Raw genomic sequence first — 18,403 nt, 5'->3', positions numbered from 1 at the left:
TGAGTACTCTGGTAGTTTTCAGTGGGGAACTAGCGCCGAGTTTATCAGTAAATTGTGAGGGGCTTTTCAAAGTAAATAAAAATCCTGAAGGCAACTGTTTAGCCCCTCCTGCTAGGTTTAAGCAACTTGGCAGCATAACGAAACTGGCAACGGACCTATACTATCTTTATTATCTGCCGACTTTTTAATGCGTTAGGAGCGTGACATGGACAATCGAGCACCCTGGATAATAACGCTCGTATTGATGACGACTGTCAGCAGCACTCACGCGCTGGGAGACACCTCGTTTAAAGTTATCGCTTCGTTTTCAGTTATTAAAGATTTAGTGAAGCGTGTGGCGGGCGACAGCATCAGCATTACAACCATTGTGCCCACAGGCGAAGATGTGCACCGCTGGGAGCTTCAACCGCCAAATGCATTGGCTGTTGAGGAAGCTGACATTGTTTTCTACAACGGACATGGGCTAGAGCCATGGATACGGCATATTGAAGCTATGGCAGATGATTCACTAACACTGATAGCACTTGCAGAAAGTGCCGATTATGAGCCGCTACCGATTCCCGTAGGCCAATATAAAGACAGCACTGATCCGCATATGTGGATGGACCCGAAAGGGGCAGCCGCTTATGTTGATGTGATAGAAAAAACGCTTATTGAGCACTATCCCGATCAGGCTGATGCATTTACCTCGCGTGCAACGGAAACTCGAGAAGCATTAACGCTGCTAGATCATCAACTCAATGAACGCTTGGAAGGTATTCCGCAAACCAATCGCATGCTCACTACCAGCGAAGCCTCCATGGCCTACTTTGCCCGTGCATACCGTTTTGAATACACAGCCATTTGGGGGATTGGCAGCGAGACAATTGGCAGTGCCCAGGCGATGGAAGCAATGAGCATGCGCCTCTTACAAAAACGCCCGCCTGCACTGTTCTATGAAAGTACGTCACCCTATATCCACATGGATGCACATGCCAGAGAAATGGAGCTTTCGCTAGCTGGGCCTTTATACGTAGATACCTTGAGCGATGCCGACGGCTCTGCCTATAACTACCCGGCTATGTTGCGCCATAACGCTGAATTACTGCATGAATATTTAGGCGGGGCACGGGCAGAGAAGTAGCCCTAGCACCTAGCACCTAGCACCTAGCACCTAGCACCTAGCACAAAAACATCGACTATTTTACTCCGTCAGCGCCAGCAATGAGCTAATGATCAAATCAGGCTCGCTATGCTCAATTGGCTCGCCGTGGTTATAGCCGTAAGGTAACGCCACGGTAGTAAAACCAGCGGCTTTGCCAGCGGCGATGTCGTGGCGTGAATCGCCTACCATGACACTTGCTGAAGGTGGAATATCCAACTGTTGAGCCGCATGAAGTAGCGGCAGTGGGCTGGGCTTTTTCTCGGCAAGCGTGTCGCCGCCAATGCAATGTGTGAAGAGCGCTAGCAGGCCAAAGTGGTTCAGAATTGGCGCAATAAAGCGCTCAGGCTTGTTGGTAATCAGCACCAGTGGATAGCCTGCCTTGTGCAAGTCATGCAATGCTGTTCGCACACCTGGATAGAGTTGGGTTAGCGCATTGGGAGCAGCACCGTAATGGCGCATAAAAGCCTCATAGGCGGTGGTTTTTAATACCCTCCCTGGCATATCTGCTAGCGCCCAGGTTAGCGCTCGTTCAATGAGTACCTGCGCACCATTACCTACCCAGTCACGCACATACTCTTCGCTTGGCACAGGCAGCCCAACATCACTGAGTGCGCTCTGAACCGCTATCGCTAGATCCGGGACCGAATCAATCAAAGTGCCATCTAAATCAAACGCAATTAACCGCTTTCCCTGCAAAATGGCATGCACGCTGCTTTCTCCTACTCTAAGCAAAAATATTTTTCAAACATGGACACTAGTAAACGTAATCGCCGCTGATTCTTTTATCCTACCCACTCAGCACGTCGCCAACCACGCTCGAAAGCTCTATGCTGTGACCATATTAGCCGAGGAGAAAGTAATGACCATCCCCCGAATTGTGATTGTCGGCGGTGGCGCTGGCGGGCTTGCCCTAGCAACGCGCTTAGGGCGCACGCTAGGCAAAAAAAAACGCGCCGAAATTGTCCTGCTAGACCGCAATGCCACCCACGTATGGAAACCGCTTTTACACGAACTCGCGACCGGAGTATTGAACTCCAGCATGGATGAAGTAGATTACCGTGGCCACTCGTCCGCGCACCATTACCGGTACCAGCGCGGCTCTCTAAATGGTCTTGATCGAGAACAAAAAGTCATTCACCTAGCACCAATCAAAGATGAAGACGGTGTTGAAGTCCTTCCCTCTCGAAAACTAACGTACGATTATTTAGTGCTAGCGCTTGGCAGTGTTTCCAATGATTTTGGCACCACTGGCGTTGCTGAACACTGCCACTTTATTGATTCACCCCAGCAGGCCAAAGCGTTTCAGCGCGATATGATCAATACTTTTTTGCGCTATACCGATCCAGAACTGCGCCAGCATAAAGAGCTGACCATTGGCATAGTGGGCGGCGGCGCAACGGGCGTCGAGCTTTCCGCAGAACTTCTAGATGCTTCGCGCTTGCTTAACGCCTACGGCGTAACCGCTGTTGACCACCAAACAATTAGCGTGCACCTCATCGAAGCGGCGCCCCGCCTGCTGCCTGGCCTATCCGAACGCATCAGCGAAACCGTGCAACAAGAGCTTGAAAACATGGGCGTAAACGTACATGTCGGCACCGCTATTCAGGAGGCTGAGGAGTATCGCTTAGTGACAGGCGATGGCGATATTATCGAAACCGACCTAAATGTTTGGGCAGCGGGCATTAAAGCGCCGCCATTTTTGGCTGAATTAGATCTAACCACTAATAAGAAAAATCAAATCAGCGTTCACCAAACGCTTCAAAGCGTGGATGACCCTTATATTTTTGCCATGGGCGATTGCGCTGACTGCCCTCAGGGCGAAGGCAACTCCGTGCCACCACGGGCTCAGGCTGCTCATCAACAAGCCAAAGTGCTTGCCAAAAATCTCGTGCACTGTCTGGATGGTAAACCGCTACAAAGCTTTACTTATCGTGATCACGGTTCACTGGTATCGCTCGCCCGCTACGATGCCGTAGGAAACTTGATGCGTAGCTCCGCGTCTCGTGGGCTATTTTTGGAGGGCTGGTTAGCGCGCCAAGCCTATGCTTCGCTTTATCGAATGCATCAGCTGTCTATTCATGGCGCGCCCAAAACGGGACTCGCATGGCTGGTTGATAAGCTAAACCGCTACCTAAAGCCCCGCATGAAATTGCATTAAGCTTTTCGCTTAGCCGTTACCCTTTGCCAATTCGGCGCGCAGTTGCTTAATAACACTATCGTAACCGTGCGGGTCGCTTGACCGGTGAGCGTTGAAAATAGCTGAACCTGCGACAAAGGTGTCAGCACCCGCAGCGGCGATATCAGCAATATTATCTACTTTAACGCCGCCGTCGATTTCTAAGCGGATCGGACGGCCTGATGCATTGATACGTACCCTAGCCTCACGCAATTTGTCCAGCGTGCCGGGAATAAATGACTGGCCGCCAAAGCCCGGGTTAACACTCATCAACAGCACCATATCAATTTTGTCCATGACATAATCGAGATACGAAAGCGGTGTTGCCGGATTAAATACCAACCCTGCCTTACAACCACTATCGCGAATCAGTTGTAGCGAGCGATCAACATGCTCAGAAGCTTCCGGGTGAAACGTAATGTAACTCGCCCCAGCCTCACTAAAATCGCCGATCATACGATCCACGGGTTTAACCATTAGATGGACGTCTATGGGTGCCGTCACGCCATGCTGGCGCAGAGCTTTGCATACCATCGGCCCTATCGTCAGGTTCGGCACATAATGATTATCCATGACATCGAAATGAACAATATCGGCACCAGCGGCCAACACATTGTCGACCTCTTCACCAAGACGCGCGAAATTAGCGGAAAGAATCGAAGGGGCAATCAGGAAGTCCTGCTCAGCGCTCATAGTGCATTCCTAGGTTAACAGGGGAAAAGGAAGCCACATATCTTACCAGAGCCACCCAAGAAGCCCCATCTCCCTGCCGTTAAAGCTCGTCCCACGATGAATGCATATCTCTAAATACATATTTCCAAATAGAATATAAAACATAATTGTAATTCCACAATCACAGGTTTAACCTTATCCTCATTGCGATTAAATCGCCCCCATATGCAAGGAGCCTGTAATGACGCGATCTACTTTTTTTCGTACCGGCCTGCGCCGCAGCCTGATAGCTACCGCTATTGGCGCTACGGTGGCTGCCACCGCTGTTTCAAACACGGCGATGGCGCAAGAGCGCGAGTTACTGAACTCCTCTTACGATATTGCCCGTGAACTGTTTTCAGCTATCAATCCGGAATTCCAAGCATGGTGGCAAGAAGAGCACGGTGAGGAGATTGCCATTAGCCAGTCCCACGGCGGCTCTTCAGCTCAAGCGCGCGCGATTATGCAAGGAATGCGTGCAGATGTAGTTACCTTTAATCAGGTAACCGATGTTCAAGTACTTGCGGATGCAGGCCTCGTAGCAGAAGACTGGCAGGACGCGTTCGACAATAATGCTTCTCCCTATTACTCCACCACTGCATTTTTGGTTCGCAAAGGCAACCCGAAAGGTATTGAGAGCTGGGATGACCTGGTGAAAGAAGACGTGCAGATGGTCTTCCCTAATCCTAAGACGTCCGGTAACGGCCGCTACACCTACCTAGCCGCCTGGGGATTTGCCGAGAACGAATTTGAGGGTGATGAAGAGCAAATCCAGGACTTCATGCGTACTTTCTTGCGCAATGTTGCAGTGTTCGATACCGGCGGCCGTGGCGCCACCACTAGCTTTATCGAACGCGGCATTGGCGACGTATTGATCAGCTTTGAATCAGAAGTAAACAACATCCGTAGCGAATACGGCAGCGACGACTACGAAGTCATCGTGCCGCCAGTCAGCATTCTGGCAGAATTCCCCGTTGCGGTAGTGGGTGAAAATGCTGAGCGCAACGGCAACAGCGACCTTGCCCAGAGCTACCTTGAGTATCTCTACCGTGAAGACACCCAGCGCTTGCTGGCAGGCTTTAACTATCGCGTTCACGATGAAACGGTTGTAGCCGAATTTGCCGATCAATTCCCCGATACGGAACTGTTTGAAGTTGAAGATGTGTTTGGCAGCTGGGAAGAAGCAATGGAAAACCACTTTGAAGGCGGCGCCCTACTTGATCAACTGCAACGTCGTTAACGGAACCCCATGAGCCAGCTAGCATTATGGCGGTCCGGCAGCGCACGCGTGCTGCCGGGCTTTGGCCTATCTATGGGGATCAGCGTCCTATTTATTTCGCTGGTTCTCCTTCTCCCGATCACCGGGCTATTTGGCCAGTTGGCAGGGCTTAGCCTTGCCGAATACTGGGCCATTATTACCGAAGGCCGTGTGGTGGCCAGTTACATGGTCACCATAGGAGCAGCGGCTGTCGCGGCGCTGGTGAATGCAGCATTTGGCTTACTACTTGCCTGGGTGCTGGTTCGTTATGAGTTTCCCGGCAAGCGTCTTTTAGATGCCTTAATGGATCTTCCCTTTGCGCTCCCCACAGCGGTTGCAGGTATTACCCTCGCTACGCTGTATGCGGGTAACGGCTGGATGGGCAGCTTATTAGAGCCACTAGGATTCCAAGTAGCCTACACCTGGGTAGGCATTGCACTGGCCATGGCGTTTACCAGCATTCCGTTTGTGGTACGCACCGTCCAGCCGGTGCTGGAGGACTTACCCGCAGAAGTTGATGAAGCAGCGATGTCTCTTGGCGCAACCGATGGCGTGGCGTTTCGGCGTGTGATTATGCCGCACCTGTGGCCAGCCCTCGTTACTGGCACCGGGCTAGCCTTTGTTCGCTCGTTAGGTGAGTTCGGGGCGATTATTTTTATCGCGGGTAATATGCCCTACGAAACCGAAATCACTGCGCTGATGATTTTCGTCAAATTGCAGGAGTATGACTACGCTGGTGCCTCCGCAATTGCCTCCGTCGTGCTCTTTGTGTCACTGGCACTACTGCTGGCGATTAATATTTGGCAAGGCCGCTTTGTGCGCCGCTTGCATGGAGGAACAGGCTAATGCGCCGGATTGGTGATGCACCCGCTGTGCGGCGTTTACTCATTGGCGCCGCACTATTGCTGTCAGCGCTGTTTTTGCTGCTGCCCTTGGTGGCAATCTTTGCCCAAGCGTTCTCCCAGGGCGTAATGGTCTTTTGGGCTAACGTTAGCAATACATTCACCTTGCACGCGATTGGCCTAACGCTCGTCATTGCATTATTAACCATACCGGTATGTCTAGTGTTTGGTGTCGCTTTGGCGTGGCTAGTTACCCGCTTCAGCTTTCCAGGTCGGCGCATTTTACAAACACTGATCGATATTCCGTTTGCGGTATCCCCAGTAGTAGCAGGCCTTATATATTTACTGCTCTATGGGCGAAACGGCTGGATTGGCAGCTGGCTAGACACCCACGATATTCAACTGATGTTCGCTTGGCCCGGTATTTTAATGGTGACTATTTTCGTGACCTGTCCGTTTGTGGCCCGCGAACTCATTCCGCTCATGCAGGCTCAAGGTTCCCGGGAAGAAGAAGCCGCCGTGACCCTCGGCGCAGGTGGCTGGACTACTTTTCGGCGTGTCACGCTACCTAATATTCGCTGGGCACTGCTTTACGGGATCATCCTCACCAACGCGCGTGCGGTGGGTGAATTTGGCGCCGTTTCGGTGGTCGCCGGGGCTATTCGTGGTAAGACAAACACCTTACCACTGCACCTAGAGCAGCTTTATCAGGATTACAACGCGGTGGGCGCGTTTGCTAGCGCCGCGCTGCTGGCCCTTATTGCCCTGTTAACCCTTGCGGCCAAGGCAGGCCTGGAATGGCGCGCAGCGCGCCAGGAGGCATTTTTATGAGTATTCGCCTACAGAACATCGCCAAGCACTTTGCCAATACCCAAGCGCTTGAGCCGATCAATCTGGACATTCATGAAGGCGAACTAGTCGGACTGCTTGGTCCGTCTGGCTCTGGAAAAACGACACTTCTACGTATTATTGCCGGCTTGGAGAGTGCTGATCGCTCCCCTCAACCCGGTAAAATATTGTTCGGCGACCGTGATGTAACTAACGTTCACGTTCGCGATCGCCGCATTGGGTTTGTTTTCCAACACTACGCTCTCTTTCGCCATATGAGCGTGTACGACAATGTAGCCTTTGGGCTAACCGTGATGCCCAAAAAGCGCCGCCCTTCTAATGGCGAGATTCGTGCCCGCGTATTTAGGCTGCTGGAAATGGTTCAGCTGCAGCATTTAGCGAACCGTTTGCCTGCCCAGCTCTCGGGTGGCCAGCAGCAACGTGTATCGCTTGCACGCGCCCTGGCCGTAGAGCCAGACGTGTTGTTATTGGATGAGCCGTTTGGTGCGCTGGATGCCAAAGTGCGTCAGGATCTACGTCGCTGGTTACGCCGACTTCATGAAGAGCTTAACTTTACCAGCGTGTTTGTTACCCACGACCAAGAAGAAGCATTGGAGCTTTCTGACCGTGTCGTGGTGATGAGTAACGGTCGTATCGAGCAAATTGATACGCCTGAAACGCTCTATCGTTCGCCCAAAAACCGTTTCGTGTTTGAATTCCTGGGCGACGTTAACCACTTAGAAGGCAAAGTACATCAAGGCGTACTCACCTGCGGCGACGCTCATCTCAATGTTGACTTGCCTGACGGTGACGAAGAGTTATTGCTTCGTCCTCACGAAGTTCGCCTTGCTCAGCAGCCTAGTGCAGAGAGCCACTTACCGGTGACGATTACTGCTATTTCACCGGTAGGTGCTGAAGTGCGTGTTGAACTGGAGGCCGACTGGCTGGCTAAGCCATGGCTTGCAACGGTGCGCCATGCTGATTTTGAGCAGCTTCAGATGCGCCGTGGACAACGTCTCTTTGTCCATCCACGTCAATGGCACCGTTTTAAAGAAGAAACTGAAAAGCCTCAGCAGCAGACTCGTGCGGCCTAAGCGTTAGTAGCACCTTACACTAGCGCGGCGCTATACTGGCAACCGGCTATACAGACAACCGATATAGCTAATGCCATGCACGTTAGGCATTTACTGTTTAGACAAGCTTTTATGGTAACGCACTGAAACCATCAGCGTTTTATTGTATATCACTGGTTATAGCGGAGAATCGTATGCGTCGGCGCCATTTTTTATACCTCTCTGGTGCGCTGCTTACCAGCGTTTTGCTAGTAGGCTGCGCTAGCCCTCAGTACCTACAGCTAAGTCCAGAGCGCAGTGCTAGCGTGCCGCAGACAGGTTCTGGTCAGCAGGTCACTGTGATCACTGCCGATGCCAGGGAAAGTGAAGTGATTGGAACGCGCTCAGGTGGCAGTATGTCTACCGCGCAGATTACCGTGAGTAGTCATGAACTCATTCCGCAGCTGCAAGCCGAAGCGGAACGCGCTGTGCGGGACATGGGATTTACCCCAACCCGTGATGCTGCACAAGGCCGCCCAAGCGTTACTCTTGAGCTCGCAAGCCTTAATTATGCCAAAGGTGACAGCGGACAGCCGCTCATCGACGAAGCGCGTATTGAAGGGGTTTTTCGGGCAATCGCCCAGAATAAAGGCACGACGTATACCGGCACTTACACCTCGCGCCGCACCCAAGGCTATGCCATCAAGCCCGGTGAAGATGCCAATACACGTATGTTAAACGACTTGTTAAGCGATGGTTTGAACCGTGCGTTTAGTGACCCTGAGCTTGGTCGCTTGCTCGCCCGCTAAGCGGCTCATGCTGACGACTTATAGTGAGAATAACTGCCCGCTTTGCGGGCAGATTTATACGTGCGGCCCACGACGCTCCAACGCCCAAACGCTTTCACTACGCCCCCGTTCATCCGCCTCTCTGTCCTCAACCAGTTCAACGCGAAAATTTGGCACAAACAATTGCTCAATCTCACTATTGGGCACGCTATAAGGCGGGCCTGCACTGCCTTCATCGTGAGTTAATCCCACTAGCAGCCCTCTGGCGCCAGGCGGCACTAGCTGGGCAAGGTGGAAGGCATAGCGCTCTCGAGTAGCCGGAGGCAGTGCAATTAATGAAGCTCGGTCATAAAACGCGCCGACTTCTGCCGCCTGCTTGATGTGCAGGTGAAAAAAATCACCGCACCACAATTCAACGCTACCTTGGCGTGAGACATTAAAACCTGCCTGGGTATAGCGCGATACGCCAGCACTGCGCTGAGCTAAGAACTGCTCTATTGCTTCAGGCGCCAGTTCAATACCCAGTACTGGGTGCCCTTCATCTGCTAACCAACGCATATCCAGGCTTTTACCGCATAACGGCACAAGCACTTTGGCCCCAGGCGTCACATTTAGCGTAGGCCAGTATTGAACCAGCGCAGGGTGTGTATCGGACAAATGAAAGCCAATACGACCCTCCTGCCAACGTTGGCGCCAGGGGTTTTCCATTGCGACCACCTCGTACTCGAAATTTACTCGTAACGCTTGTTTTCTAACGTCGCTTTAAAACCAGCGGTCTCTCTTTTTACGACGGCGTGGTAAATGAGGAACAATCAGACCAACTAATAACCCAGCCCCGGCAACCCCACCGCCGTACATGAAATAGCGCATCAGCAAATCTTCTTCCTGAGTGTCTAAACGAGCTTGCAGTGCACGCACCTGCTGGCGAGACTGCTCAGCTTCATTATCGAGCTCATGGTTGCGCGTTTCTAACTCAGCGATCCGCTGTTCACGGATATCAAGCGTTTCCGTCATCGAAGAAACGCGCTGCTCCCACGTACTGTTAATACCATCCAACTCTTGAGTAAGCTCTTCTACCTGGGCTTGTAATACGGGCAACTGTTCGCGGGCGCTTGGATCTTGCTGTAGCTCGCTACTGAGCACCCACACCGTATCGCCGCTATTGCTACGTACGCGAGTATAATCGCCGCTTATTTCAAGCACTTCGACTTGCTCACCTGCATTTAGCGTTCCCACAATGCGATAACCATCAGTGGGGCCACTCCGCACATACGTGCTTAACTCATCACTTACCCAAGCTTGGGTATCAGATTGGGCAAATGCAGGGGTACCTCCGATACTCAACAACACGCCAGCGGCAGCGGCGTAACAACTACTACGAAGTTTATTTACTTGCATGACGTCATGTCCTGATTGTAAAAACGCGCGAGGCAGACGAAGCCAGTCGCGCGTATTGCTCAAAGCGGTGCGCTTGTCTTGTGCGCTTACCCTTCTCCACGAGGCGGCAGTGGAAAGGGACGAGGAAACTCTGCGACGCGAGCATCGCTTTTAACTGCTTTCAAAGGGCCTTCACGTTCAACTTCATCTATACGCACAATGGCGTTTAGCGGCAGGTAACTGCGCTTAACACCGTCAAAGGTACGCTGTAGTTTTTCCGCCCCTGGATCGACAACAACCCGCGACGCATCGTCAAAGACAAACTCCTCGACTTCAATAAAGCCCCAGAGTTCGCTTTGAAAGATTTCTCTGACGTATAAATCCCAGATTTCACCTTGCTGGTGAACCACCACACGGTAGATCGGCTTGGCCGCCATCTTGGCCTATTCCTCTTGCCACTTGAACATAATGTTAAGGGGTCTAGCCTACCATACTCAGGGGTTTGCTCTTTAATACGTCACCATCAAAAGTGCTTATTTTTGGCTATTTTCACCTTCAGGGGCTGCTAATTAGCCGACGCAAGGCCCTATCGTGTATGGTGAAGTAAGTGGTATGGCAATTTTATTCACTCACCCACAGGAGTCACCATCATGCAAAAGGATCCCAATAAGGGCTACATCGCCCTATTAGGTTGGAGCCTCAATGCGATTGAAGCGGCAGAGAATTATGACCGCCGTTATATCGTGGTTGCACCCGACTGGGCCGAGGAGTACTGCCAAAAACATGATATTCCTTACGTTCCCTGGAACTTTGAGCGCCTCAATGATCGCTCCATCGAAATTGCTGAAACGCTGAAAGAAAAAGGCGTCGACGTTGCTATCCCGCTCTATGAGGAAACTGTAGAGTGGGCAGGCGCTATTAATTCAGTGCTGCTGGACAATCCACGTATTTACGGGCAGTCGCTGTTGCTTCGCGACAAGGCATTGATGAAACGCCGCGCCCAGCTCGGCGGCATTCGCGTGGGTATTTTCGAAGAAGCCCACGATAAAGATGACGTCGTACGCTTTCTTAAACGCGTTAATCAGACGCTACTCAAGTTGGATGGCGATCCCAACGATCCTATCCATCTTAAGGCATTTGATAAGGCTGGCTGCCTTGGCCACCGCGTTATTCGCACACCGGATGAAGTCGATACTATCCCGGACGAAGAATTCCCTGTGCTGATGGAGTCTCACTTAGACGGCTGGGAATTCGCCGTAGAGGCGTGGATTCACGATGGTAAGATCGCTTTCCTGAATATTTCAGAGTACGTCACACTTGGCTACTCAGTATTTGTGCCAGCATCTCCAGAGCTTGAAAAATATCGCGAACAGATTACTGCGCAAATCGAAAAGCTGATCAAAGCGTTTGATATTGAGTTCGGCCTCATTCACCCCGAATATTTTGTCACCAGTGATGGTGAAATGTACTTTGGCGAAGTCGCTTATCGCCCACCCGGCTTTAAAGTCTTCGAACTCCTAGAGCGGGTTTACGGATTTAACGCCTATCAGGCGTCTATGTTGGTATTCGATCCTAAGAGTACAAAAGAAGAAGTCGCTGCCTTCTTTCCCAAAGAAGTGGTGGATGCAGATGGGTTCGCGGGCTGCTTTGGCGTTTACCCTCGCCGCCGCGTTGTTAGCCGCCTGGAGATTCCTGAAGAAACAGAGGATCACCCCTATTTTGAATCCCATGAGCTGACATCACCGGTTGAAGAAACCGTTACCAAACGTACGGCATTTGGTACCCACTGGGGCTTGGTCTACTTTAAAGGCGAAGACGCACATACACTCCGTGATCTGCTTAAACGCCAAGAAGACCTCGACTTCTATGTATAATCCCCGCTACGGCTGGGATAAGGAGTCAATGTGACGATCAATCAAGAGGCATCTTCAACTGAAGATGGCAAGCTCAAAGGATTGCTGAGCAAATTTGATGATGCGGTGCGCCTGCTTTCGCAGGCGCCTGCTTTTTCTAAACCGGCGAAACTGCCCCGCGTAATGGATACTGCGCGCCGAATCTTGATGCAAGAGGGTGGCTGCGCTGCCCTCGAAGCACGCGCGGCGGATTTTGAATCCGCCGGTGTGTTTGCGGGCTCAGACTGGGAAACCCCACAATTCCTAGTACCCACCCTTACTACGTTCTCTCTCAAAAGCCCTGACGCCAATGTGGTCGTTATCGAGGCACTGAGTGAGCTGCGGCTTCTAGCAGTCGCCAAAGGTGATTACTTACATGCTCTGGTATCCCAAGAGCATGCACACCACTATTTAACCCAAGTAATGGCCATCAATCTGTGGCTGTTATTTAACGCACCTAGTGAAGCCGAACGGGAAACCCAGGGTCGATTAGCGACGATTCCCAGGCAACTGTTTCAACACCTAGCCGATCGAATTGGCTACGAACACGTTATTGATCAGCTAATTGATGAAATATGGCGCATTTTAAAACAACGTCCTATTCAAGTTGACGCCATAAAGCAGATGATCACCCAAATTGCGCTGTGCCAAGTGAATCCAGCAATTGATTTGGGAGCAAGTGGCCAAGGGGCTGACAGGCTGGTTAGTTCGCTTTTTGGACCGACACAAGCTTGTCGTGAAGACCCTGGCGTTGCGGTGTACCGTGAACGCTTAGAACGTATGGATAACGCTGCGTTGCAAGCGGAATCCACTGGCTTCGCTCGTGCGATGCATGACACAGGGCTGGTATCGCCCTATCATACGATACTGATGCGCTATTTACTCGAAGAGGGAGACCACCTTCTATCGGAGGCCCTGGGTCTCTCTTCAACAGGGCGTGACTGCCTACTTTGCTATCGCGAGCTGGTACATGCACTGATTCGCGGCGGTGTTTATCCAGCCACAGCCCAAGCGGTGTATGGCTTAGCCCTGTTACTTGAGCGGGGCATTCTCTATCAGCCTCCCGTCGCTCCGGCGATGTGGCGGCAGCTAAATCTAAAGCTTTCAGAGTGGTCAGAAGCACGGTTGAATCTTGCCTATGGTGAAGATGCGTCACCCCGCGCACGTTTAATTGAAGGCGTGCTTTGCATGTTAGGGCTCCCACTGGGTGTAGGACAGGGTAATAATCCTACCTGCCAGTCAGCGAGAGCGCTCTCTATGTGGGCTTATAACGACCCTGACTATTTACTGCAAATGGTGGCTTGGGCTGCGCGTGATGATGAAATCATTATGCATTTCGAGGGTCAGTCAATCTCTTCAATGGAGAGCGCCTCAGGCGTTGCCTCCGAGCTTCCTATGGATCTTGATCCAGCCTCTTTAATCGTTGTCCCCCACCTTGACCGCATTTACGCTGAGATGGGCAGACGCTGTATTGGCCGAGAAGGCGATCCCCACCGCTGGGTTAACCCAGAGTTTCACGGGTGGTGGTCAGGTCGGGGCTTTAGCATTAACGTTGATGTTGCCTCCGGCCAACTTAGTGGTGTGGATAGCTTTATTCGTCACTTCTACGCCAGCTACCACCCTTACTACAATGGCAACCAACCGCTGATTCACCCTCAGCCTGCGGGCATTGCCGTCACTGACAGTGCTGCTCGGTTTATTGGTTGGCATGCGATTACCATTTTACGCGCCTCGTTAGATCCCAACGATGTGATGAGAATCTATTTTTATAACCCTAATAACGACAGCGGCCAAGATTGGGGAGATGGCGTTAAAGTTAGCACATCAGGTAATGGAGAGCGCTTTGGCGAGGCCTCGCTCCCCTTCGCACAGTTCACGTCTCGATTATATATTTACCACTATGACCCGTTGGAGCGTGGCGAGCTGGCCACGGTGACGGAAGAAGAACTTGAATCTGTAAAAGGCTATCTGCATCGCAGTTGGGGAGCTAGCCGCTTACCCCCCACTGAACTGCAGGCAGATGAAGGGCCACACACGCCGTAGCGAGAATCGCTAGAAGCGTTTAATAACCGCTATATTGACGACAATGACTCAACTAACACGATTAGACCAACTACTGGTCAGCCGAGGGCTGGCCCGTTCACGTACGCGCGCGCAGCGGTTAATTCGCAACGGTCGCGTGTCGCTTCACGATGGCACGCCACTCGAAAAACCATCCGAAAAATGGCCCCTGGATACTCCGCTTCATATTGATGAAGATCCAGAGGAACGCTACGTTTCCCGTGCAGGCTTAAAACTAGAGGGCGTTCTTAATGCGCTAAACATGCGCCTGGATGGGTGCATCGTGTTAGACGTTGGCCAATCAACGGGGGGCTTTACCGATTGCTCACTTCAATTTGGTGCCCGTCATGTCATAGGCATTGAAGTTGGTCACTCCCAATTAGCCGAGCGCTTACGTGGCGATCCAAGGGTCACGTGCCTTGAAGGCTTAAATGCTCGTCATATGACATCATCGACAGCCCTTCAACACGCCGTAGCTAAACATCCTATCGATATAGCCGTGATGGACGTTTCATTCATCTCACAAACACTGATTTTGCCCGAGATCGCCTCTCTTCTCCTTTCTGGGGGGCAGCTGCTCTCATTGGTAAAGCCACAGTTTGAGTTAGAGCCAGGCGCACTGGATAAGCGTGGCATCGTACGTAACGCTAGCCGTTATGTCGACGTGGAGCAAAAGATACGTGATACGTGTACAGAGTGCGGCTTGGTCATTAGCCACTGGCAGGAAAGCCCGATTACCGGCAGCGACGGTAATCGAGAGTTTTTACTATTCGCCACTAAAATATGAATAACCAAGTGCTTAAACCAACCCCGATGCCAAGCCAGCCATTAGCTTAATGATAGTTAGCTTAGATTAGCAGGAGGCAGTCGGTTGGCTGACTGAACTTTAACTGATTCGCCCCGATCACGGTGCAACCACACATCCATTTGCTCAAAGGCTACCCGAACACCCGCTTCACGGAACAGCTCGTCAACCCGGCAGTTAACTTCATCGGCAGCAAACAGACGGTCCAGCAAATCGTTAACGAAAATACGCAGCTCAAAATTCAAGCTATGCGGCCCGTAGTTCAGACAAAAAACCTGAGGCTCAGGGTCTTCCAGCACGCGAGGGTTTTCGTCGGCGGCTTGGCGAAGCAATGTATGCACTAAAGGCAGATCAGACCCGTGGGCAACACCGTAAGTCAATACCACGCGGGTCACATTATCTGATAGCGACCAGTTAATGAGTTGATCCGTCACAAACGTTTTATTCGGTATGATAATTTCTTTTCGGTCAAAGTCAGTCACCGTAGTCGCTCGTATGCGAATCCGACTGACCGTGCCATGAAGATTACCAAGCGTGATAGTGTCACCAATCCGAATTGGGCGCTCAAACAGAATGATCAAGCCAGAAATGAAGTTGGCAAATATCTCTTGAAGCCCAAAGCCTAACCCCACACTCAGCGCTGCTACCAGCCACTGCAATTTATTCCACGAAACACCCAGCGTGGCTAACGCCATTACTACGCCAGTACCAACAATGGTATAAGAAAGCAGCGAGCTAATGGCATAAGCGCTACCTTGCTTTAGTGACAGCCGTGAAAGCACCATCACTTCCAACAAACCGGGCAAGTTACGCGCCATGATAAACGTAATAGCAACTATAAGAAGCGCAGTGAATACATCGGAAATCGATAGCGCATCCCCAACTAAGTCACCCTCTTCCGCATCCCATATTGACACCTGATCTAAATAGCCCAGTACCGCCAGTAGATCTGACCACACCAGATACAACAGGGCACTGAAGCCAATCAACAAAATCAACTTTGAAAGCCGCAATGATTGCGAGTTGATTTTCTCCATATCTAAAGGTGGCTCTTCAACGACCTCCAATCCTCCTTCTGCGCCCTCTTGCACTTGAGCACGACGCCTAGCGAGCGCTCGCCGATAAGCTAGCCGACGGGCTGCAACAGCTAAACTACGCACAACCGTTGCTTCTACAACTACCCACAAGCCCAACAAATAAAGGGTTATTGCAAAACGAGCAACCAGCCGCAACGCCGTATACTCGTACCCCCAGACGACAAGACCAAGGAGCACTAGGGGCACCGAAGCCATCGCTAGCCCTAACACCAACCGGAAGAGTCGCACACCGAAAAATGGCACATGAGATAGAATTAATAGTGCCAGCCACCAGCTCATTGCCACCAAGCCCGCGGCAAAAAGCCCTATTGCCACTGGGCGAAACGCCAACGGTGTTTCCATTTGCCCAGACAGCGCGGCAATAGCGACCACGGGCGCTAGCGCCAACCCTAGCCCACCAAGCAGTTTACGTAACCTCGCTGTATAAGCAGGCGCCCAGGTGAAATGGCGCTCAGCCACCCCATCATGAACGAGGAGCCGACGGCCCCAAGCCACGACCCCCCAACTAAGAGCCAGTTGCAGCAGCGCTGGCGAAACGCTGCTTGCCAGTGCGCCTTCAGCCTCACTTAGGCCTATTCCAATACCTGCCAATCCCAACGGCCCTGGCAACGCAAGAAGAGCATTTAGCAGCACCGCCTTAGTAGTATGCAGCTGAGTATCACTTTTCAGTCGACCAATTTGTGAGTGAATGAGCGCAAGCCGTGACTTAATTCGCCGACGTAGCCCAACCAGAACCACGCCCAGCAAAATAAACGGCGTGCCAATCAGCATACGCCAAGTAAAACCTTTCCATTGAGAGGGCAAAACCGCCCGCCACTCGCCTTCTAGCCATTCCAGTTGAAGGTTGTGGGGAATTTGTCGTAACCAGTTGAAATCCAGAGGACGGCTATTCGCTACCCAGAATAGCTGTTCATCAATGGTTGCTCGTAAATCTCGTGTCGTCGCTAATAGCTGTTGTTGATTCAGTTGAAGCTCAATAGCACCACTCAGCAAACTGCCGTACGACTGTTCAAGCTGCTCTACCAATTCACGGCGTGACTGGTAAAGTCGCGTCAATGAGTCCACCAGCCCCGGCGTGACATCAACCCCCGCTTCTTGCAAACGCTGAGCTGCCAAGCGGTCACTTTGGCGCAACTGATCGCGCTGACGAATCAGGTCAAACTGTTTGAGACGCAAATCAGCAATTTCATCTTGCAAGTCACGCCTTGGCGCGACTAAAGGTAACGACTGGCGCTGTTCTCGAAGAATACGCGACAACAATTGGCTACCACGAATAGCATCAATTTGTTCGTTCAGGCTTCGCTGAAGTTGCCGTACATGATCCAACTGGCGCTGGGCCTCAATATTCTCACGAATAATGCCATTCGCTCTATCCGTCGTTCGCAACAGCTCCAGGCTCAGTGCTTGGTTCGTTTGCTGGGCATTGAGCACCACAGGGTGCCCTTCAGCTATTAGTGGATCATTTTTTGCTGCATCGGCAATAGCCTGTTCGGATTGAAGCCGCCGCTGGCGATCAATGACGCCTTGCAACAAATTAAGCTGCTGCTCCTGCTGGTCTATTTGCAGCTCTATGAGTTCCCGGCGCTCCTGGGCCAACTCACGCAGCCGACTGTTGGCACTTAGTTCGCGCTGATTCAGGTTTACTTCCTGCTCTGCAAGGGCTCGCTCAATGCGCCACTGAATTAATTGCGCATCGTGGCGTGCCGATAGCTGCCGATCACCCAGCAAGGCTTCTCGCTCATCAGACTGGCGTCGTAAATTTTCAGCTCGCTGCAACGCATCTGAAATTGCTTGCTGAGCACGCTCAGGCAGGGTTTGAGCAGCCAACAGCTGAGAGTTAACTTCGGCTAATTGGCTTTGAAGCTGCTGAAGTTCCACGACGGCCTCTGCCTGCTGAGCTTCCAGCTCATTCAGTGGCATATCACTAAGATTATCCACCGATAACTGTCGGCTTTGTTCTTCCGCCTCGTTCAGTTCACGCTCTAGGCGAAGCAATATGTCGGGAGCTTGTGCAACCCGTTGCTCTAACGCTTCAATGCGCTCTTCAACTGCGCGAAGGCGTTCATAACTTTGCAACGCAGCAGATAAGGCTTCCTTCACCTGATTTTGTTCGGTGGTTAGCTCGCTTTCTTGCGACTCAAGCTCTGACAATCGCTCAGTTAACTGTGCCTCAGTGGGAACTTGATCAAGCAACGACGCTTGTGCGTACCCCGCACCAGAAACTATTAACAATAGATAAATAATGAAGAGCTTGAGGAGTGCCTTCAGTGCATTTTTGACCACGTTACATATGCCTCATCGACATGGATGCTACTCCAATCAGGAAGAACGCCATTGTCAGGCGTTCTGGCTTCTTACGCAATCTAACGCGT

Annotated in this window: 16 protein-coding genes; 10 read left to right on the top strand and 6 right to left on the bottom strand. The window is 51.7% G+C overall.

Going from position 1 to position 18,403, the window contains the following annotated elements:
- Positions 1-205 precede the first annotated feature (205 nt).
- Complete coding sequence (locus tag B6A39_RS05955) at positions 206-1,123, top strand: metal ABC transporter solute-binding protein, Zn/Mn family (protein WP_083002491.1); 918 nt, start codon at positions 206-208, stop codon at positions 1,121-1,123.
- Between the two features lie 60 nt (positions 1,124-1,183).
- Here B6A39_RS05955 and B6A39_RS05950 read toward each other — a convergent pair whose 3' ends face one another.
- A complete protein-coding gene (locus B6A39_RS05950; RefSeq protein WP_083002488.1) occupies positions 1,184-1,852 on the bottom strand; it encodes a phosphoglycolate phosphatase in 669 nt (222 codons plus the stop codon).
- Positions 1,853-2,003: 151 nt separating this feature from the next.
- Between B6A39_RS05950 and B6A39_RS05945 the strand changes: the two genes are divergently transcribed.
- Positions 2,004-3,302 carry an NAD(P)/FAD-dependent oxidoreductase gene (locus B6A39_RS05945; protein WP_083002484.1) on the top strand — a complete coding sequence of 433 codons (1,299 nt, stop codon included), beginning with the start codon at positions 2,004-2,006 and terminating at the stop codon, positions 3,300-3,302.
- Positions 3,303-3,311: 9 nt separating this feature from the next.
- On the opposite strand, the gene rpe is transcribed toward B6A39_RS05945, so the two are convergent.
- Positions 3,312-4,013, bottom strand: a complete 702-nt coding sequence (rpe, locus tag B6A39_RS05940; RefSeq protein WP_083002480.1) for a ribulose-phosphate 3-epimerase — start codon at positions 4,011-4,013, stop codon at positions 3,312-3,314.
- A gap of 220 nt (positions 4,014-4,233) precedes the next feature.
- On the opposite strand from rpe, the gene cysP reads away from it, so the two are divergent.
- From cysP to B6A39_RS05915, 5 genes are all read left to right on the top strand, one after another.
- The gene (gene cysP, locus B6A39_RS05935; RefSeq protein ID WP_083002477.1) at positions 4,234-5,271 is read left to right on the top strand and encodes a thiosulfate ABC transporter substrate-binding protein CysP; all 1,038 of its coding nucleotides are present in this window, start codon (positions 4,234-4,236) and stop codon (positions 5,269-5,271) included.
- 9 nt (positions 5,272-5,280) lie between these two features.
- The gene (cysT, locus tag B6A39_RS05930; RefSeq protein ID WP_083002474.1) at positions 5,281-6,135 is read left to right on the top strand and encodes a sulfate ABC transporter permease subunit CysT; all 855 of its coding nucleotides are present in this window, start codon (positions 5,281-5,283) and stop codon (positions 6,133-6,135) included.
- The gene (gene cysW / locus B6A39_RS05925; RefSeq protein ID WP_009722675.1) at positions 6,135-6,962 is read left to right on the top strand and encodes a sulfate ABC transporter permease subunit CysW; all 828 of its coding nucleotides are present in this window, start codon (positions 6,135-6,137) and stop codon (positions 6,960-6,962) included. Before cysT ends, cysW begins: the two co-directional genes overlap by 1 nt.
- A complete protein-coding gene (locus B6A39_RS05920) occupies positions 6,959-8,053 on the top strand; it encodes a sulfate/molybdate ABC transporter ATP-binding protein (RefSeq protein WP_083002470.1) in 1,095 nt (364 codons plus the stop codon). Before cysW ends, B6A39_RS05920 begins: the two co-directional genes overlap by 4 nt.
- Positions 8,054-8,226: 173 nt before the next feature.
- Positions 8,227-8,820, top strand: coding sequence for a YajG family lipoprotein (locus B6A39_RS05915; protein ID WP_083002465.1), 594 nt, complete (start codon positions 8,227-8,229; stop codon positions 8,818-8,820).
- Between the two features lie 54 nt (positions 8,821-8,874).
- Here B6A39_RS05915 and B6A39_RS05910 read toward each other — a convergent pair whose 3' ends face one another.
- From B6A39_RS05910 to B6A39_RS05900, 3 genes are all read right to left on the bottom strand, one after another.
- Positions 8,875-9,507: a thiopurine S-methyltransferase gene (locus B6A39_RS05910; RefSeq protein ID WP_083002462.1), complete on the bottom strand. Its 633-nt coding sequence runs from the start codon at positions 9,505-9,507 to the stop codon at positions 8,875-8,877.
- A gap of 54 nt (positions 9,508-9,561) precedes the next feature.
- The gene (locus B6A39_RS05905) at positions 9,562-10,197 is read right to left on the bottom strand and encodes a TIGR04211 family SH3 domain-containing protein (RefSeq protein WP_083002459.1); all 636 of its coding nucleotides are present in this window, start codon (positions 10,195-10,197) and stop codon (positions 9,562-9,564) included.
- A gap of 86 nt (positions 10,198-10,283) precedes the next feature.
- Positions 10,284-10,613, bottom strand: coding sequence for a DUF1820 family protein (locus B6A39_RS05900; RefSeq protein ID WP_083002455.1), 330 nt, complete (start codon positions 10,611-10,613; stop codon positions 10,284-10,286).
- 213 nt (positions 10,614-10,826) lie between these two features.
- Here B6A39_RS05900 and B6A39_RS05895 point away from each other — a divergent pair, with 213 nt between their 5' ends.
- Genes B6A39_RS05895 through B6A39_RS05885 form a run of 3 tightly spaced genes read left to right on the top strand, consistent with a single transcriptional unit; the run spans position 10,827 to position 14,916 of the window.
- Positions 10,827-12,050 (top strand): ATP-grasp domain-containing protein, encoded by a 1,224-nt coding sequence (locus tag B6A39_RS05895; RefSeq protein WP_083002450.1) that lies wholly within the window; start codon positions 10,827-10,829, stop codon positions 12,048-12,050.
- A gap of 30 nt (positions 12,051-12,080) precedes the next feature.
- Positions 12,081-14,111, top strand: coding sequence for a hypothetical protein (locus B6A39_RS05890; protein ID WP_083002445.1), 2,031 nt, complete (start codon positions 12,081-12,083; stop codon positions 14,109-14,111).
- A 43-nt stretch (positions 14,112-14,154) separates the two neighbouring features.
- Complete coding sequence (locus B6A39_RS05885; protein ID WP_083002442.1) at positions 14,155-14,916, top strand: TlyA family RNA methyltransferase; 762 nt, start codon at positions 14,155-14,157, stop codon at positions 14,914-14,916.
- A 56-nt stretch (positions 14,917-14,972) separates the two neighbouring features.
- Here the strand turns inward: B6A39_RS05885 and mscK are convergent, their stop codons facing one another.
- Positions 14,973-18,314 (bottom strand): mechanosensitive channel MscK, encoded by a 3,342-nt coding sequence (mscK, locus tag B6A39_RS05880; RefSeq protein WP_083002439.1) that lies wholly within the window; start codon positions 18,312-18,314, stop codon positions 14,973-14,975.
- Positions 18,315-18,403: the final 89 nt, after the last annotated feature.

It is taken from the genome of Halomonas sp. GT, assembly GCF_002082565.1.
Taxonomy (GTDB): domain Bacteria; phylum Pseudomonadota; class Gammaproteobacteria; order Pseudomonadales; family Halomonadaceae; genus Vreelandella.
Note: the sequence above shows the minus strand (reverse complement) of the source record. Positions and strands in the feature narration are given on the sequence as shown.

Coding starts and splice junctions, on each gene's coding strand:
- cysP (WP_083002477.1), top strand. CDS start 4,234: ATGACGCGATCTACTTTTTTTCGTACCGGCCTGCGCCGCAGCCTGATA.
- rpe (WP_083002480.1), bottom strand. CDS start 4,013: ATGAGCGCTGAGCAGGACTTCCTGATTGCCCCTTCGATTCTTTCCGCT.
- B6A39_RS05920 (WP_083002470.1), top strand. CDS start 6,959: ATGAGTATTCGCCTACAGAACATCGCCAAGCACTTTGCCAATACCCAA.
- cysW (WP_009722675.1), top strand. CDS start 6,135: ATGCGCCGGATTGGTGATGCACCCGCTGTGCGGCGTTTACTCATTGGC.
- B6A39_RS05915 (WP_083002465.1), top strand. CDS start 8,227: ATGCGTCGGCGCCATTTTTTATACCTCTCTGGTGCGCTGCTTACCAGC.
- B6A39_RS05885 (WP_083002442.1), top strand. CDS start 14,155: ATGACTCAACTAACACGATTAGACCAACTACTGGTCAGCCGAGGGCTG.
- B6A39_RS05955 (WP_083002491.1), top strand. CDS start 206: ATGGACAATCGAGCACCCTGGATAATAACGCTCGTATTGATGACGACT.
- B6A39_RS05945 (WP_083002484.1), top strand. CDS start 2,004: ATGACCATCCCCCGAATTGTGATTGTCGGCGGTGGCGCTGGCGGGCTT.
- cysT (WP_083002474.1), top strand. CDS start 5,281: ATGAGCCAGCTAGCATTATGGCGGTCCGGCAGCGCACGCGTGCTGCCG.
- B6A39_RS05905 (WP_083002459.1), bottom strand. CDS start 10,197: ATGCAAGTAAATAAACTTCGTAGTAGTTGTTACGCCGCTGCCGCTGGC.
- B6A39_RS05910 (WP_083002462.1), bottom strand. CDS start 9,507: ATGGAAAACCCCTGGCGCCAACGTTGGCAGGAGGGTCGTATTGGCTTT.
- B6A39_RS05900 (WP_083002455.1), bottom strand. CDS start 10,613: ATGGCGGCCAAGCCGATCTACCGTGTGGTGGTTCACCAGCAAGGTGAA.
- B6A39_RS05895 (WP_083002450.1), top strand. CDS start 10,827: ATGCAAAAGGATCCCAATAAGGGCTACATCGCCCTATTAGGTTGGAGC.